Raw genomic sequence first — 16,406 nt, 5'->3', positions numbered from 1 at the left:
CATATGGGATCGGAATATAAAGAGGCAATTGCCGCCCAAATGCCGAGCAGAATGCACCCGAAAGACTGGATAGAGATCACACGCGAAGGCGTGCTGTGCCGGCCGGGCGGCCTGTATATCGACCCGACACAGCCGGTGGCCGACGCCATCGTCACCCATGGCCACGCCGACCATGCGCGCGCGGGCCACGGCCGTGTTTTCGCCACGCCCGAGACCCTGGCCATCATGCGCGCCCGCTACGGCGACGACCATGCGCGGACCGAATATCCGCTGGCCTACGGCGAAAAAGTCGAGATCAACGGTGTAAAATTGAGCCTGCATCCCGCCGGCCATATACTGGGCTCGGCGCAGGCGCGGCTGGAATATGACGGGGCAAGCATCGTCTTTTCCGGCGACTACAAACGCCGTCCAGATCCGACCTGCGTGCCGTTCGAGCCTGTGCCGTGCGATGTCTTCGTCACCGAGGCGACCTTCGCCCTGCCGGTGTTTCGTCACCCGCCGCTCGACAGCGAGATCGCCAAGCTGCTGGCATCGCTGCGGCAGTTTCCCGACCGCTGCCACCAGATCGGCGTCTACGCGCTGGGCAAATGTCAACGGTTGATGATGGGGCTGCGCGCTGCCGGGTACGACGACACCATCTACCTCCACGGCGCCATGGTGCGCCTGTGCGAACTCTACCAGGATTTCGGCCTCGACCTGGGTGCCTGGGAGGTGGTGACGCCGGAAAACGCCAAGACGCTCGCCGGGAAAATCGTGCTCAGCCCGCCTTCGGCCTTGCAGGACCGCTGGTCGCGCAAGCTGCCCGATGTGCTGACGGCGGCCGCGTCGGGCTGGATGCGCATCCGGGCGCGCGCCAAGCAGAAGGGCGTCGAACTGCCTTTGGTCGTCTCCGACCATGCCGACTGGGAAGAACTGACTGCGACGCTTTCCGATGTCGGCGCGCCCGAAGTCTGGGTGACGCACGGCCGCGACGACGCCCTGGTCCACTATGCCGCACAGAATGGTTTCAAGGCGCAGGCCCTGCATCTGCTGGGCTATGAGGACGACAGCGAATGAGGGCCTTTTCGCGTCTGCTGGAGCGCCTCTATTACGAGCCGTCGACGCTCGCCAAGGAGCGGCTGCTGCTCGACTACTTTGCCGCCACGCCCGATCCCGACCGCGGCTATGCCATCGCCGTCATCGCCGGCGACCTGTCCCTGCCCAATTTCAAGCGATCGATGGTGCTGGAGCTGATCCGCGCGCGCGTCGATCCCGTCCTGCTGTCGATGAGCTACGACTATGTCGGCGAGCTGTCGGAAACGGTGGCACACCTGTGGCCGGGCACGGGCGAACCCGAGGCCGAAGACCTGCCGTCGCTCTCCGATATCGTCCACACTCTGCGCCATACGCCGAAGGCCGATCTGCCGGCCTACGTTGCCGGTATGCTCGACCGCATGACCTCGCCCGAGCGCTGGGCGTTTCTCAAAATCGGCATGCAGTCCTTGCGCATCGGCGTGTCGGCACGGCTGTTGAAACAAGTCTTGGCGAAATTCGGCGATAAGCCGATCGACGATATCGAGACCCTGTGGCACGGTGTCGATCCGCCGTATGAACAGTTGTTTTTATGGCTCGAAGGTCGCGGCGAGCGTCCGGCGGTGCACGAGGCGCTGACCTTTACACCCGTTATGTTGGCGCATCCGCTCGATGAGAAGGACTTTGGCCTGATCACGCCCGAAGCCTATGCCGCCGAGTGGAAGTACGACGGCATCCGCGTCCAGGTCGTGAACAGCCCGCTGGGACGTGCGCTGTTCACGCGCACCGGCGACGATATCAGCCATACCTTTCCCGATGTCCTGGCGCATCTCAACTTCCACGCCGTGCTCGACGGCGAGCTGATCGTCATGCGCGGCGATGAGAACGGCACCTTCAACGATCTGCAACAGCGTCTGGGCCGCAAGGCGCCGTCTGCGAAGCTGATCGCCGACTATCCCGCCGGCATTATCGTCTACGACGTCCTGGCCCTTGAAGGCGAGGACGTTCGCCCGCAATCGTACTCTGCTCGCCGGGCCTTGCTCGAAGTCGCGCTTCAGCATCACAAGCCCGATGCCATGAAGCTGTCGCCCGAATTGGCCTTCGATAGCTTCGACGCCCTGGCGGAAATGCGCGCAAGCGTCGTCAATACGCCTGTCATCGAAGGCGTCATGCTGAAACGCCGCGACAGTTCGTATGTCGCCGGCCGGCCGACAGGGCCGTGGTACAAGTGGAAGATCAATCCGAAACTGGTCGATGCCGTTCTGATGTACGCCCAGCGCGGATCGGGCAAGCGGTCCAGCTTCTATTCCGACTTCACCTTCGGGTTATGGAGCGGCAACCAGATCCTGCCGATCGGCAAGGCCTATTTCGGCTTTACCGACGCTGAACTGGTCGAGCTCGACAAATGGGTGCGCCACAACACGATCCAGACCTTCGGGCCGGTGCGCGAGGTGAAGAAGGACCTGGTCTTCGAGGTCGCCTTCGACGCCGTCCACCGCTCGACGCGGCACAAGTCGGGCTATGCCCTGCGCTTCCCGCGCATCAACCGCATCCGCTGGGACAAGCCGGCGCAGGAGGCCGACCATATGCCGGTGCTGGAGGCGCTTATAGCGAATTGATATTGGCGAAGGCCGCGTCGTCTTCGGTGGGGAGTTTGATCACCGTCTGGCGCTCTACGAAGCGCATGACGGCCAGGCCGCCATCGGCCCCTGCCAACGCCGCTTCAAGCCCCGGTAGCAAGGATACGCTCCAGCGCGCGCAAAGCGGATGATCGCGCATGGTGGCGAAATAGGCGATATCGGCGGCGTCGGCTGCCATCAGCCGGGCAACCATATCCTTGGGCAGGTCCGGCATATCGCAAGGCGCGGTGACGACGTGGTCATTGCCGCGCGCCTGCGCCCATGCCAGTGCCGTACGCACACCCGACAGGGGGCCAAGATCGGCCAGGTCTTCGTCGTCGACCAGCACCGGCAGGCCGAATCGTGCCAGGTCCTGCGCCTGGTCCGGGCGGGCATTGAGCGCCATGGCGCTGGCCTGCGCCGCCATACGGTCGATAACAGCGGCGATCAGCGTCGTGCCGTTCCACGGCGCCAGAGCCTTCGTGCCTCCCATGCGCGTCGCGCGTCCCCCCGCAAGGATGACGACCGCCGTCACGGGATCAGCACCGTCGTGCCGGTGGTGGCGCGGCTTTCCAGCGCCTCGTGCGCCGCGCGCGCCTCGGTCAGCGGAAAGCGCTGGTTGACGGCGACGGTGATGACGCCGCGCCCGATCAGGTCGAACAGCTCGCCCGCCGCCGCCAGCAGCACATCGCGCGAATTCATGTAGGCGAAGAGCGACGGCCGGGTGACGTAAAGCGAGCCCTTGGCGTTCAGGATACTCAGGTCTACCGGCGGGATCGGGCCGGACGACTGGCCGAAAGTGACGAACAGGCCGAGCGGCTTGATAACGTCGAGCGACGCCGGAAAGGTGTCCTTGCCCACCGAGTCGTAGACGACGTCGACCTTGCGGCCGTGTGTCAGGTCGAGCACGCGGGCGACGAAGTCTTCTTCTGCGTAGTTGATGACGTGGTCGTAGCCGTTCTTTAGCGCCAGCTCGACCTTCTCGGCCGAGCCTGCTGTGCCGATGACCGTGGCGTGCAGGTGCTTGGCCCATTGCCCCAGGATCAGGCCAACGCCACCGGCGGCGGCATGGATCAGCAAAGTATGGCCGGCCTCGACCTTGAAGGTCCGGCGCAACAGATATTGCGCCGTCAGGCCTTTCAGCAGCACCGCGGCGGCGACCTCGTCCGGGATATTGTCGGGAATGGGGATCAGCTTTTCGGCCGGCACCAGCCGCTTCTGCACATAGGTGCCGGGACCGTGCATGTAGACGACGCGCTGCCCGACGGCAATGTCGGCGACATCGTTACCCACGGCCTCGACCACGCCGGCGGCCTCATTGCCGGGCGTCAGCGGAAGCGCGGTCTTGTAGAGCCCACTGCGAAAATAGGTGTCGATGAAGTTGACGCCGATGGCGGTGTGGCGGACCAGGACTTCGCCGGGGCCTGGCTGGCCGACCTCGACCTCCTCGGGCGTGAGCACGTCCGGCCCGCCGGGGGTGTGAACGCGGATGGCTGTGACCATGGCAGGCTCCTTGTCTCTTGCGCGCTATATGGCCACCCGCCGCGATTCTCGCCAGTGCACGCGGGCAAGAAAACTAACCGCGCGGCGGGGCGGCGGATGCCCGGACCACCAGACGCGGCTTGACGGTTTCATAGGGGCGTTCCACCGCCTTGATGACATCGAACAGGATGTCGATGGCGCGCGCCGCCATGGTGTCGATGGCCTGCGAAATGGTGGTGAGTGGCGGTGACAGCAGCTTGGCGAACGGCGCGTCGTCAAATCCGACAATGGTCAGGTCACGGGGCAGGGACAGGCCGCTTTCATGCGCGCCGTGAATGGCGCCGGCGGCGGATTCGTCGTTGGCGCAAATGATGGCGGTCGGCTCGGCGCCGGTCTCGCGGATACGGGCAAAGGCGTGGTAACCGGCGTCGAAATCGAGACCGGCCTCTACAGACACCATGGCGGACGGCGCCAGCCCGAATTCGGCGAGGGCGCGCGCTGCGCCGTCGAAGCGTTCGCGCGCCGACAGGTGGTCCTTCAGGCCGAGCGAGAAGGCGAAGCGCCGGTGGCCGAGCTTGAGCAGGTAGCTCATCATCTCGTGGCCGGCGGCTTCGTCGTCCATGCCGACGCCGGCCGCCAGGCCGCGCGTGGCGTGGCCCGACGCCACCAGGATCAGCGGCATGTGGCGGGCCTGCAGCGCACGGATGATATCGGCGTCGTCGGAAAAGGGCGCGGACAGGATGACACCGTCGCATTCGCCGGCATCGACCGGTTGCAGGATGGTGGCTTCGCGGCGCGGCGAGTCGGGAAAGACGAAGTGGTTCTGCAGGCGCAGGCCGTGATGGCCGCAGCCGCGCAGGGCGCCGGATTCGAGCAGCTGAAAATACCAGGCCTGCGGACGGCCCGTGGTCGGCGCCACCAGAAGGATGGTGTTGGGCCGGCCGCCGGCCAGCAGCCGCGCCTGGGCATTTGGCCGGAAGCGCAGGGCCTTGGCGGCGGTCAGGACCCGCTCGCGGTTTTCGGCCGAGACACGCGGATTGTTGTTGAGCACGCGCGACACCGTCGCTTCGCTGACCCCTGCCAATATGGCCACGTCATAGATGGTCTTGCGGATGCTCATACCGGTTGCAGTCCCTGCACAGTGGCCGAATCTTGCTGTGTCCGGTCTGACACGACCATACCCTGCATTTGTTTGGATAAAAAGATTGTTGACAGTGATTTATTTATCACAGCCATCAATGATGGACGTGCCTAATCCCATACGGCACAAGACTTCTCGCACGTGCAGCAAATAATGCCTGCGCATGTAAGCGGTTTCTCGAAGCCCGCGCAAAATTGACAGCGCAGTCAAACCAGCGATCATCTCGGGCGTATTGTATAGCCTGCGAGTTCTCATGACCGACTCCTCCGTGCCCGACGCCACCGTTTCCGGCAAGCCCCACTATGAAGTCCTCGACGGCCTGCGTGGCAGCGCCGCTGTGCTGGTGGTGCTGTTCCACATCATGGGCATGACGGTCAGCTGGGCCGACAGCGGCCAGTTGCTGCACCATGCGGCGCTGGCGGTCGATTTCTTTTTCGGCCTGTCGGGCTTCGTCGTCGCCTATGCCTATGACGACCGCTGGAAGACCATGTCGACCGGACAGTTCTTCGCCACCCGCCTGGTGCGGCTGCATCCCCTGGTTCTGCTCGGAGCGGTTTTGGGGCTGTTGAGCTTCACGCTCGACCCGTTCGCCACCAACCAGAAGGCCATCCCGATGGCGACCGTCCTGGTCGACTTCGCCCTGGCCTGCCTGGTGCTGCCGCATCCTTCGCTGCCCAACCGCTGGACCGACAGCCACAGCCTCAACAGCCCGGCCTGGTCGCTGATGCAGGAATATATCGGCAATATTTTTTACGCCCTGGTGCTGCGCCGGCTGAACACCTGGCTGCTCAGCCTTGTGATGCTGATCGCGGCGGGTTTTCTTATCCATATGGTCTGGCATTCCAACACCATGGACCAGGGTTCGGACTGGACGACAATCTGGGGTGCGCCGACGCGCATGGGCTTTTCTTTCACGATGGGCCTGTGGCTGTATCGCATACGCAATGCGTTTCCGAAGATCCGCCTGGGCTGGGTCGTGCTGACAGGGGTGCTTGTGGCGATCTTCGCCGTGCCGCGGGTGCCAGATGCCATCGCGCACGGCAACGGCCTCTACGAGGCCTTCGCAGCCATCGTGCTGTTCCCGCTGATCATCCTGCTGGGCGCCCATTCGGAGATCGGCAAGCTGGAAATGGCCCTGTGCAAGGTCGCCGGACGCATCTCATATCCGGTCTATATCCTGCACTTCCCGTTCCTGTTCATCTACATGAACTTCATCAACTTCCGGAAGCCGCCGCTGACCACCGCCTATATGGCGGGGGCCGGCGCCTTCGTCATCGTCATGGTCTTTGCCTGGCTGGCGCTGAAGCTTTATGACGAGCCGGTGCGCAAAATGCTGCGCCCGCTGACCGGCCGGAAGGCGTGACCATGCCGCGCGGAGATTGCCCGCGGCCGGTGGCGCGGTCGGAAAAGGAAAAGATGCTGGCGGGCGAGCGCTATGTCGCCGCCTGTCCGGAACTCGACGCCGACCAGCAGCGCGTCCGGCTGTGGATGGCGCGCTATAACGGCGACCCCGCCATGGCTCACGAAATGCAGGAGGCGATGGTCAGAGCGCTGTTCTCCGAGGTCGGGCACACGGTACGCGTCCGGCCGCCCTTCTACTGCGATTTCGGCTATAATATCCGGCTCGGGCACGACGTCTTCTTCAACTTCAACTGCACCATTCTGGACGTGGCAAAGGTGACGATCGGCGACCACGTCCTGCTGGGGCCCGGCGTGCAGATCATAACAGCCGATCATCCGCGCGATGCTGAAAGCCGTAAGGTGTGGCTCGATCCCGGCCGGCCGGTGACGATCGGCAACAGTGCGTGGATCGGGGCAGGCGCCATTATCCTGCCGGGGGTTACGATCGGCGAGGGCGCCATAATCGGCGCAGGCAGCGTGGTGACGAAGGATGTGCCCGCCGGCGCGACCGTCATGGGCAATCCGGCGAGAATCAGGCCAGCGAGAATCAGGCCGGCGAGGATCAGGCGGGCTTGAGCCCGCGCAGGCAGTTGAACGCCACGACGGCCAGGCCCGCGGCGGCAACGCCGAACAACACCATATAGACGATCGAGACCAGGGCGCCGGCCAGGGCGAACAACAGGCTCATGAAGGTGCCGACAAGCGCCAGGATCATCACGGCCTTGAGGTCGCGGTTGTCGAGCATGACCGGAGTGGGTTCGGTGTTCATTTCAAAGGCTCCCGAAGAGGTTGTCGGGAGCATTTCAGCGCATCCGGGCCTTTCACGGCAATTGTGATGAACGCCGCCGGACGTAAAGGCGGCGTTATAGGCCGCCCGTCAGGTGACCAGCCGCAGCGGCGCACGGCCTGCCAGATTTTGAAACCGGCTATGCGGGTTGCCGACAAAATCGTGCGGCCCGGTATGGGTCAGCTGGCCGCGCGTATCGAGCCAGATCTGGCCGCCCAGGGCGCGCCAGCGGTGACAGAACGCATAGTCCTCGCTGAGGTAGAGGCCGGTCTCTTCGTCGATCAGGCACTCGAACAGGGCGTACTGCGTGCCGTCGGTCGCCTTGACGCGCGGATAGGCGTGGATGGCGTCGTAGCGCAAGTGGGGATAGGCCCTGATCATGGTCTCGATGACATGGCGCTTGATCAGCATCATGCCGGTGCCGCAGTAGGAGGCGGTGACGAAATCGCCGTCGCGGATAACGTCGTCGCCGTCCTGCGGCGTGCCGACATAGTGCAGGGCGGCGTCTTCCGGGCGCTCGCCCTCGACGCGTGACTTGAGGGCATTGTCCCAGTCCAGCGCCTTGATCGGATACATGCCGCCGGCCACGTCCTTGTCGGCCTCGATCATGCGCACGACGTGTTCGGGCATAAAGCCGATATCGGCGTCGATGAACAGGAGGTGCGTGGCGTTGCTCTGGTTGAGGAAGGCCGACACCAGGGTGTTGCGGCTACGCGTGATCAGGGCGTCGTTGCCCAGCATGGCCAGGGTCATGTGGATGTTGCGCGCCGAGGTATATTGCATCAGCGCAATGACGGACTGCATGTAGCCTTGGGTAACCAGGCCGCCGAAACAGGGGGTGGCGACAAAAATGGTAGACTGTTCAGACATTTGACGAAGGGATTCCGGTACGATTCGCGGGATGCGATACGCGACCGTAGCCGGGGGCCGTGTCGTGAGCGCGGAGATCGCACGTCACGCCGGACATATATCAGGCCGTCGCGTCCAGCCAGGCGTCGAACGCCTTGCGGCGGTGGCGGCTGAGCGGCAGGCTGAGGCCGGTGACCAGTTCGACGCGGTTGGCGTCGGCCGAGCGGATCGCCGTGTCGGCCACCCAGTGCGAGCGGTGGATCTGGAAGCCGTGCGGCAGGCCTTCGACGGCCTCGGCCAGGGTCATGTGGATCAGGGCCTCGCCCTTGGGCGTGTGGACACGCAGATAATGGTCCTCGGACGACAGGGCCAGCACGGGTTCGGCGCGAAGCCCGCGCGGCAGCTTGGCGCGCAGGTCCGACGCAGCTTCGGCGGATGGGGCGGATGTTTCGATCTGGCCGCCGTCGCGGATGCGGGCCCACGAGATCAGCAGGCTGACGGCGCGGAAGATCAGGGCCAGGATCAGGTTCTGCCACAGGAAGTCCAGCGGCTGCAGGCGGGCAGCGACCCCGGGCACGATCAGGTGCAGGCTGAGATACACCACCGCCGCGGCGGGCCCGGTCAAAGCCAGATCGACCAGCAGCGCGGCCCATAGCGGCCAGAAGCCTTGGAAGAACCGCCGCGCCACGGCGTAGGAGACGATCAGCGACGCCGAGCCGATCAGGGTGGCGCACAGCATGAAATGGCCGATACGCTCGAAAAGGCTCATGCCGGAATAGCTGCCGAACGGTCCGATCAGGCCAAGGATCAGCCCGGCCAGCGGCAGGGTGACCAGGGCGCGCCACGGCAGGATCGGTGCGGACCGGAATGTGAGAAACGGCATCGGACCCCCAGGGTTTGCCATTGGCGAAAGAAAACGGCCACTGGCGAAAACCCCTGAGACATAAGGCGCGGCGCTGTCTTAGGCAAGCGGCGTCAATCGCACTCCAGCTGGGGAAACACATGCACTTTCAACACGTCCTGAAACATCTCGTCCGCGGCCTTGTCGTCACGCCGGTGGTCATGGCGGCCGTCGCCGGCGGCGTCCTGGTCTTCACCGCGCCGAAAACGCCGAAGCCCATCGCGGCCATCGAAAGCGCAGGCGATCCGCTCAGGGCCTTTGCGAGGCAGCAGCCGCCGGCGCGCTTCATGAAGGCGCGCGACGGCCAGACGCTGTCCTACCGCTACTATCCGGGCAAGCCGGGCGCCGGGGTTGCCGTGGTGGTGCACGGGTCGTCCGGCACGACGGTCGCCATGCAGGGTGTGTCGGCGGCGCTGTCGGCCCGCGGCATAACCGTCTATTCGATCGACCTGCGCGGCCACGGCCTCAGCAAGGGGCCGGACGGGCGCCTGGGCGACGTCGTCTATCGCGGCCAGTACGAGGACGACCTTGAGGATTTCGCCAGGCTGGCTGCGCGCGAGCATCCCGGCGAGAAGCGGCTGCTGCTCGGGCATTCCATGGGCGGCTCGACCATCCTGCGGACGGCCGGTATGGCCCGTTACGCGAAGAATTACGATGGATACCTGGCCCTGTCGCCCTTCATCGCCCAGGGTACGGCCATGGACCGTCCGGACGAGGGGGGGTGGACCAGCGTCAGCGTGCCGCGCATCGTGGTGCTGACCATCCTCGACAATATGCACATCACCGCCTTCGACCACCTGACGGTGCTGGCCATGGCCGTGCCGGACAGCGACCGCAATATGCGCCCCCGCGCCTACAGTCACGCCCTGCTGGCTTCGGCCAACCTGCCGCACACATGGCAGCCGGCGATCGCGGCGATCCACGCTCCGACGCGCGTGCTGATCGGGGCGAACGACGAACTCTTCCACGCCGAGGCCTACCCCGCCGCCTTCGCCGCGGTCAATCCGGCCATCCCCGTGACCGTGCTCAAGGGCGTCGGGCACATGGGCATGGTCTATCAGCCCGAGGCGCTGAAGGCCGAAGCCGATACGGCGGTCGAGATGCTGAAGTAACCTACATCGGCATTTTGACGCGCTGGGCGAAGAGCGCGATCATGGCGTCGTTGAAGGCCGGGATGTCGTCGGGCCGGCGGCTGGTCACCAGATTGCCGTCGGTCACGCACGGCTCGTCGACCCAGTGGGCGCCGGCATTGGCCAGGTCGGCCTCGAGCGAAGCCCAGGACGTCATCCGCCTGCCCTTGACGCCGCCGGCATTGATCAGCGTCCACGGGCCGTGGCAGATGGCGGCGATCGGCTTGTTCGCGTCGACAAAGGCTTTCACGAAGGCGACGGCGCGGGGATCGATGCGCAACCGGTCGGGATTGATCACCCCGCCGGGCAGCATCAGGGCATCGAAATCGGCGGGATCGGCCTGGTCCAGCGTGGCATCGGCGCGGACCGTATCGCCCCAGTCGCGCATCGACCAGCCGCGGATATCGCCGCTTCGCTGCGAAACGACGGTGGTCTTGGCGCCGGCCTGGTCGAGGGCCTCGCGCGGCTTGCGCAGTTCGGATTCCTCGAAACCGTCGGTGGCGAGGATGGCGACCCGGAAATGGTGGAGTTTGGCGGCCATGATGTGTCTCCTGGCATGGGGCCGCGCGCCGGGACGTCCCGGTGGCGGGGTTGCATTTGACGATGACGCGACGCTGCCGGCGAGGGTTATGCCGGTTTCAAACGGACACCCGGAGTCTGGGCCTGCGGGCGTAAGTTTCCCATAAGTTTCCGGCCGGACGGCAAAAAGAAGTGATCAGCCTTTTGCCGCCGCGAAGCCGTCAAGCAGCAGATCGAGGCCGAACAGGAAGTCGGCTTCCATCAGCGCGGCCGCGCCCCCGTCCTTCTGCGCCTCGGCCATGGCGTGCATCATGGCGGTGACGATGTGGGGATAGTCCTCCGGGCGGATGGCGGGGGCGACGTCGCGCACCGCGTCGGGCAGGGCGTCGGACGGCGGCAGGGCGCTTTCACGCAGCGTAAAGCCGTAGATGTACGAGTCGAGAACGGTCAGCGCCCGGCAGGCGAGCGAAAGCGAAAAGCCGTCACCGGCCAGCAGGGCAAGACCGGCTTCCTGCATCCTGAGGCGTGCGGGACCCGACGCCAGGCGCGACTCGAGAAGCCGCGCCGCCCAGGGATGGCGCAGGCATATACGCCGTGTCGCGACTGCCCGGGCGTGCAGGCCTTCGCGCCAGCCGGAGCCGGATTCCGGCAGCGGGATATCGGCGGCGATACGGTCGGCCAGCGCATCGAGCAGGGCATCCTTGCCGTCGACATGGCGATAAAGCGACATGGCGCCGGCTTTCAGCGCCTCCGCCACGCGCCGGATGGTCACGGCGGCAATGCCTTCCGCGTCGGCGATGGCGATGGCGGCGTCGACGATGCGGCCGCGATCGAGGCGGCGGGACGCGGATTCCGGCATGATACTCACTTTCGGCCTTGACGTGCGTACACTGTACGCGTACATCGTACGCCCATAGCGCTAAGATCGGGTTAGCACTGTAAGGGAGGCGGGGGATGGGGGGAAGACCAGGGGGCTGGGCGGCGGCCGGAGGGTTGCTGCTGCTGGCCATGGTGCCGGTGATCGCGGGGACGGCGCGGCTGCACGAACTGGCGTCGCACGCGCCGGTGACGGCGGCCAATGCGCGTTTCTTCGCGGCGCCGCTGCCGATCGTCGTCCATCTTGCGGCGTCGCTCGTCTTTGCGGTGCTGGGGGCGTTCCAGTTCGTGACGGGGATCCGGTGGAAATGGCCGGCCTGGCACCGGATGGCCGGCCGGCTGCTGGTGGTGTGCGGTCTTCTGGCGGCCCTGTCCGGCGTGTGGATGGCGGTGTTTTACACGCTGCCGCCCAGCGACGGCGAGGCGCTGAAGGTCATCCGCCTGGCCGTAGGGACCGCGATGATCGTGTCGATCCTGCTGGCCCTGGCGGCGATCCGGCGGGGGGACGTGGCCACGCACAGCGCCTGGATGACCCGGGCCTATGCGGTGGGCATGGGAGCGGGGACGCAGGTCCTGACCCACCTGCCGTACTTCGTGCTGGTGGGCGGCATGCCGGACCCCGTGGTGCGCGCCTGGCTGATGGGGGCGGGCTGGGGAATCAACCTCGCCGTCGCCGAAATCGTCAATCTGCGGCGGAGGCGGGCTGCACGCTTGAGGCTTCCTGGCCCGTCCGGACGGTGGTAGGCTGCAGCGGGGAGGGGCGCCGCATGGAGGCGCACCGCAGATGACCACCGCCGACGATACCGTGAAGGACGAAGCCGCCATTCGGGCACTGGTCGACGCCTTCGTCAAGGCCATCCGCGCCAAGGATGTCGAAGGCGTCATGTTCGCCTTCGCGCCCGACGTCGTGTCCTTCGACCTGGGGCCGCCGCTCAGGCATGGCCGCGAAGACTTTCGCGGTCGCTGGCAGGCGCTTTTCGAAGGCCACGGTCCGCCGCTCGACTACGATGTCAGCGATCTGAACATTGCGGTCGGCGGCGATGTCGCCTTCAGCCACAGCCTCAATCGCACGAGCGCCACGCCGGAGCGATGGGTACGCTGGACGGCCTGTTACCGCCGGATCGACGGCTGGTGGCGGATCGTCCATGAGCATGTGTCGGCGCCCGTCGATGTGCGCGCCGGCACGGCGGTTCTCGACCTCGTGCCCTGACTTGACGGTGGGCATGACGGTGGTAGCCTGCGGCCTGATGAGGGAGGCCGCCATGTCCGCACGTCTGACCAAGGGGTCGAGAATCGACGGAGACGACTTCGTTGAGCTTATCATGGGTATCGAGGAAGACTTCGGCGTCCGTTTCGCCGATGACGCCTTCGACGATTGCCTGAGTGTCGGGGACGCCTGCGATGTCGTCTGGGCGGGATTGCCCCGGCGGTTGACCTCCGGCGGCAAGTGCCCGAGCCAGATGGCGTTCTACCGCCTGCGCGCCGCCATCGGCGACCCGGCCCTGCGGCCCGACACGCCGCTGCGCGATGTGAAGGGACTATGCTATGTCAGGCTGCGGGAGACACTGGATGCGCAAGGATGGGCCATGCCCGCGCGCACCCCGTCGCTGGCGACGTTGGGCCTGTCGGTGCTCGCGGCCATACTGGCCACGGCCGGGCTTTGGCCTGTTATTGGCCCGTGGGCGTTGCTGGGTGCGCTTATTGTCCTGATCGTGACGGTGCAATGGCTGCATGGCCGGATTTTCACCGTAGGCTGGCCGTCGGCGCGGACGTTCGGGGAGGTTGCGCACGAGATGGCGTACCTTAATACCAACAGGCTGCTCCTGCGGGGCGCGAGCTATAGCCGCCGCATGGTGTGGGACCGCTTCGTCAGGGTGCTGGGCGAGGACGCGCACGGCCCCGTCGTCCGCCAGTCCGGATTCTACTAATCCACCACCGGCGCGTGGCCGCTCCACGATACGGTCAGCGTGTCCAGGATCTCGAAGCCGGTATAGCCGAGTACAAGCAGGCAGGTGGCTGTGACCACCGTCATGGCGGCGATGAATCGGCCGGGCTTCGACTTCAGTGACAGGACTGTCCCGTCAAGCATCCTGACCTGGCCGGCATGCCAGATGCCGAGGATCTTGAGCAGGGCGTAAAGCATCAATGCGAACAGGCCGCCGGTGATCAGCATGTCAGCTGCCATACCGGACGCTGCTGCCGCTGCCCGGGCCGTTGGCGGGCTGGGCGGGCGTGTTCTTCGGCGGGGCGTAGACGCCCGACCCGAAGCGGCGGCTGAGGCTGATATAGAAGGTGGGCGCCTGCTGGCTGTTGATATTCCAGCTGTCGACGAAGCTGGTATGGCGCACCGAGGCCGACTTGGTGGCGCGCAGGGGCTCCTGCACCGCCACGATCAGCTTGGTCGAGCCGTTGAGGTCGTGGCTGTAGGTCAGGGCGCTGCTCACCGGGCTGAGGCGATAGCCTTCGCCGGTCAGTGTCCTGCCGGGATCGTTGAAGCGCACGCTCCAGGCGTCCTTGTTGGCGGCGGTATAGGTCAGGTTCAGCTGGGTGGCGACGGTCAGCTGCGACTGGCGGCCGGGCACGTTCGGCGCCACCATGTGCACTTCGTAGACATTGGTCGTGGCATTGACCCGCCACTTTTTATTCAGCACGCCGGTGAAGTTGGCCTGGACGCCGGTCTGGTTCGAGGTGCCGTCGTTGCGGCGCGTCGTCAGCACGACCTGGTTGCCGGCGTTCTGCGGATCGGCGATGAACGAGCTGACCGGATTGAGCACCTTGTAGGATTGCAGGTGATAGCCGCGCAGCGACCAGCTGAAGTCCTTGCGGCCGTATTCGTAGGCGGCCTCGAACGAGTCGGTTTCCTGGGGTTTCAGGCTGGTCGAGCCGACTGTCACCGCGGTCGAGCCCTGGTAGACGACCGACGGATTGAGGTCCTGCGGCGTCGGGCGTTGCAGGCGGTGCGAATAGTTGAAGCGGATCTTGGCTTCCTGCGAGATGATGTAGGTCGCAAAGAAGCTGGGGTTGAGCTTGGTGTAGCGGACATGGACCGTTGTGCCGGTCTGGACCTGGGTCGAGTTGAAGTCGAGCGTCTCGGACCGCACGCCGCCCAGCACCGTCCAGTGCTGGCCCAGCGCCTTCTGCCAGGTGACATAGGCGGCGCTGAGCGTCTGGGTATAGACATAGGCGTTGGTCAGGGCCGAGTTGGTCACGGGCGTGCCCGATCCCGGCGTATAGGGCAGGGTGACCTGGCTGTGGCTTTTCACGTCGTCGTGGGTGATCTGCACGCCCGTGGTCAGCTGGTCGTCGCCGAAGCTGGTATTGTAGTCGGTGCTGAAGATGCCGGTGGTCTGCGCCGAGCCCGAAAGAAAGCCCGAGGCGCGCGGCCCGCTGTTCGACGGAATGTTGGACAGGGAATAGGTGTTGGTGGTGTCCGACGTCAGGCCGGTCAGAACGCGCGTCAGGCGATAGTCGACCTTAAGGGTCTCGCCCGGCTTGGCGCCCTTGTGGTTCCACGAGGTGCCGAGCGTTGTCGAGTCGCTGAGATAGTGCGAGGCGCTGACGCCTGTATAGCGTTCGGTATTGCTGCCCGCGGCATCGTAAACGGCGCTGTTGCCCGTATAGTCCGACGCATTGTCGATGCGCATGTAGTTCAACTGTCCCGTCAGGCTGTCCTGCGTGTTCAGCATGTAGTCGATATTGCCGTTGGTCAGGACGATGTGCGTGTCGCTGCGGCTCTCGCCGTTGCCCTGGGTCGTGCGCGTGGGATGGCCGCTGGAATCGAGTTGCGACAGCGACGAGCCGAAACCGCCATTGCGCTTCTGGTCGCCCAGCATGCCGAAGCCCGTGGCGCTGAGCTTGCCCTGGTTATATTGCGCGAAGCCGTTGAGCGTCGCGCCGCCGTTCGACATGACCTGGCCGGTGAGATTGGCCAGGTAGCCCGGCGGGCCGGAGGTGCGCGTCACCAGGTTGATGACCCCGCCCGAGCCTTCGGAGCCATACTGGGATCCGGGATTGCTGGAGACCTCGATGGAGCTGATCATGCTGGACGGCATGGCTTGCAGCGCCGCGGCGCGGTTGTCCCCCTGCATCAGGGGCGACGGCTTGCCGTTGATCAGGATCTGCACATTGTTGCCGCGCAGGGTGACATTGCCCTGGTTGTCGGCAGACACGCCCGGGACCTTGTTGAGCGCGTCGGCGGCGGTGGCCGTCTTGCTGTCCGGGTCCTTGGTGTTGTCGTAGACCTGGCGGTCGATGCGGTTGAGGGGCTTTTCACCCGTGACGATGACGGGATTGTCGCCGCCGGATTTATCGTCTGTCGCCTTGTCGTCGCTCTTTTTGGCGGGATCGGTCTTTGCCGCGGGCTTTGCGTCGGGGGGCGCAGGTTGAGACGTCTGCGCCATGGCATGCCCGCCAAGGCCGAACGCGAGAAGCGCCACGGATGTCAGCCACGCAGCCTTGCGCAACCCGGTAACCGGTTGACGAATGTCCCCCATCATATTCCCCTCGATATCGCCTTGGCCATGTTTACCGGCTTCGCGAGGAAATAGAAAGGCGCGCGATCGAACATTTCTGATCATTAATGTTCGGGCACATTTCGTTGCTGTCGACACGATCACAACCTTCGGCATAAATTTTCACCCCAGGGGACTTTCGCGTGACGAAGGGCTGCGCTAGATGGAGCCGGCCGGCC

18 protein-coding genes are annotated in these 16,406 nt (G+C 65.3%); 8 read left to right on the top strand and 10 right to left on the bottom strand.

Annotated features, from left to right (window positions below; genetic code table 11):
- The first annotated feature begins 39 nt into the window (after nt 1–39).
- Both AB8717_RS21685 and AB8717_RS21680 read left to right on the top strand, forming a co-directional pair.
- Nucleotides 40–1,056, top strand: a complete 1,017-nt coding sequence (locus AB8717_RS21685; protein ID WP_443751121.1) for a ligase-associated DNA damage response exonuclease — start codon at nt 40–42, stop codon at nt 1,054–1,056.
- On the top strand, nt 1,053–2,630 hold the full coding sequence (locus AB8717_RS21680) for a cisplatin damage response ATP-dependent DNA ligase (RefSeq protein WP_443751120.1): 1,578 nt from the start codon (nt 1,053–1,055) through the stop codon (nt 2,628–2,630). Before AB8717_RS21685 ends, AB8717_RS21680 begins: the two co-directional genes overlap by 4 nt.
- Here AB8717_RS21680 and mobA read toward each other — a convergent pair.
- The 3 genes from mobA to AB8717_RS21665 all read right to left on the bottom strand — a co-directional run bounded on the left by mobA (nt 2,617) and on the right by AB8717_RS21665 (nt 5,232).
- Nucleotides 2,617–3,123, bottom strand: a complete 507-nt coding sequence (mobA, locus tag AB8717_RS21675) for a molybdenum cofactor guanylyltransferase (RefSeq protein ID WP_443751119.1) — start codon at nt 3,121–3,123, stop codon at nt 2,617–2,619. The two genes, AB8717_RS21680 and mobA, sit on opposite strands and share 14 nt — an antisense overlap.
- Before the next feature lie 38 nt (nt 3,124–3,161).
- Complete coding sequence (locus AB8717_RS21670) at nt 3,162–4,133, bottom strand: quinone oxidoreductase family protein (RefSeq protein ID WP_443751118.1); 972 nt, start codon at nt 4,131–4,133, stop codon at nt 3,162–3,164.
- A gap of 73 nt (nt 4,134–4,206) precedes the next feature.
- Complete coding sequence (locus AB8717_RS21665) at nt 4,207–5,232, bottom strand: LacI family DNA-binding transcriptional regulator (protein WP_443751117.1); 1,026 nt, start codon at nt 5,230–5,232, stop codon at nt 4,207–4,209.
- Nucleotides 5,233–5,506: 274 nt separating this feature from the next.
- Between AB8717_RS21665 and AB8717_RS21660 the strand changes: the two genes are divergently transcribed.
- Entirely contained in the window at nt 5,507–6,616 is a 1,110-nt protein-coding gene (locus tag AB8717_RS21660) for an acyltransferase family protein (protein WP_443751116.1), read from the top strand.
- A gap of 29 nt (nt 6,617–6,645) precedes the next feature.
- Complete coding sequence (locus tag AB8717_RS21655; protein ID WP_443751428.1) at nt 6,646–7,230, top strand: sugar O-acetyltransferase; 585 nt, start codon at nt 6,646–6,648, stop codon at nt 7,228–7,230.
- Here the strand turns inward: AB8717_RS21655 and AB8717_RS21650 are convergent.
- The 3 genes from AB8717_RS21650 to AB8717_RS21640 all read right to left on the bottom strand — a co-directional run bounded on the left by AB8717_RS21650 (nt 7,217) and on the right by AB8717_RS21640 (nt 9,173).
- Nucleotides 7,217–7,423 carry a hypothetical protein gene (locus AB8717_RS21650; protein ID WP_443751115.1) on the bottom strand — a complete coding sequence of 69 codons (207 nt, stop codon included), beginning with the start codon at nt 7,421–7,423 and terminating at the stop codon, nt 7,217–7,219. The two genes, AB8717_RS21655 and AB8717_RS21650, sit on opposite strands and share 14 nt — an antisense overlap.
- 108 nt (nt 7,424–7,531) lie before the next feature.
- Nucleotides 7,532–8,311 carry a hypothetical protein gene (locus AB8717_RS21645; protein WP_443751114.1) on the bottom strand — a complete coding sequence of 260 codons (780 nt, stop codon included), beginning with the start codon at nt 8,309–8,311 and terminating at the stop codon, nt 7,532–7,534.
- Between the two features lie 100 nt (nt 8,312–8,411).
- Nucleotides 8,412–9,173, bottom strand: a complete 762-nt coding sequence (locus tag AB8717_RS21640; RefSeq protein ID WP_443751113.1) for a LytTR family DNA-binding domain-containing protein — start codon at nt 9,171–9,173, stop codon at nt 8,412–8,414.
- 119 nt (nt 9,174–9,292) lie between these two features.
- On the opposite strand from AB8717_RS21640, the gene AB8717_RS21635 reads away from it, so the two are divergent.
- Nucleotides 9,293–10,303 (top strand): alpha/beta hydrolase, encoded by a 1,011-nt coding sequence (locus AB8717_RS21635; RefSeq protein ID WP_443751112.1) that lies wholly within the window; start codon nt 9,293–9,295, stop codon nt 10,301–10,303.
- A gap of 1 nt (nt 10,304) precedes the next feature.
- Here the strand turns inward: AB8717_RS21635 and AB8717_RS21630 are convergent, their stop codons facing one another.
- Together AB8717_RS21630 and AB8717_RS21625 are read right to left on the bottom strand one after the other, a co-directional pair.
- A complete protein-coding gene (locus AB8717_RS21630) occupies nt 10,305–10,862 on the bottom strand; it encodes a type 1 glutamine amidotransferase domain-containing protein (protein ID WP_443751111.1) in 558 nt (185 codons plus the stop codon).
- A gap of 174 nt (nt 10,863–11,036) precedes the next feature.
- Nucleotides 11,037–11,699, bottom strand: a complete 663-nt coding sequence (locus AB8717_RS21625; RefSeq protein WP_443751110.1) for a TetR/AcrR family transcriptional regulator C-terminal domain-containing protein — start codon at nt 11,697–11,699, stop codon at nt 11,037–11,039.
- A 134-nt stretch (nt 11,700–11,833) separates the two neighbouring features.
- On the opposite strand from AB8717_RS21625, the gene AB8717_RS21620 reads away from it, so the two are divergent.
- Genes AB8717_RS21620 through AB8717_RS21610 form a run of 3 tightly spaced genes read left to right on the top strand, consistent with a single transcriptional unit; the run spans nt 11,834 to nt 13,644 of the window.
- Nucleotides 11,834–12,460 carry a DUF2306 domain-containing protein gene (locus AB8717_RS21620; protein WP_443751109.1) on the top strand — a complete coding sequence of 209 codons (627 nt, stop codon included), beginning with the start codon at nt 11,834–11,836 and terminating at the stop codon, nt 12,458–12,460.
- A gap of 40 nt (nt 12,461–12,500) precedes the next feature.
- The gene (locus AB8717_RS21615) at nt 12,501–12,926 is read left to right on the top strand and encodes a YybH family protein (RefSeq protein ID WP_443751108.1); all 426 of its coding nucleotides are present in this window, start codon (nt 12,501–12,503) and stop codon (nt 12,924–12,926) included.
- A 52-nt stretch (nt 12,927–12,978) separates the two neighbouring features.
- A complete protein-coding gene (locus AB8717_RS21610) occupies nt 12,979–13,644 on the top strand; it encodes a hypothetical protein (RefSeq protein WP_443751107.1) in 666 nt (221 codons plus the stop codon).
- Here the strand turns inward: AB8717_RS21610 and AB8717_RS21605 are convergent.
- Nucleotides 13,641–13,901: a hypothetical protein gene (locus tag AB8717_RS21605; RefSeq protein ID WP_443751106.1), complete on the bottom strand. Its 261-nt coding sequence runs from the start codon at nt 13,899–13,901 to the stop codon at nt 13,641–13,643. The two genes, AB8717_RS21610 and AB8717_RS21605, sit on opposite strands and share 4 nt — an antisense overlap.
- Entirely contained in the window at nt 13,891–16,209 is a 2,319-nt protein-coding gene (locus tag AB8717_RS21600) for a TonB-dependent receptor (protein ID WP_443751105.1), read from the bottom strand. The genes AB8717_RS21605 and AB8717_RS21600 overlap by 11 nt, the downstream gene beginning before the upstream one ends.
- Between the last annotated feature and the right edge of the window lie 197 nt (nt 16,210–16,406).

The organism is Asticcacaulis solisilvae, assembly GCF_052327315.1.
Lineage (GTDB): Bacteria > Pseudomonadota > Alphaproteobacteria > Caulobacterales > Caulobacteraceae > Asticcacaulis > Asticcacaulis solisilvae_B.
Note: the sequence above shows the minus strand (reverse complement) of the source record. Positions and strands in the feature narration are given on the sequence as shown.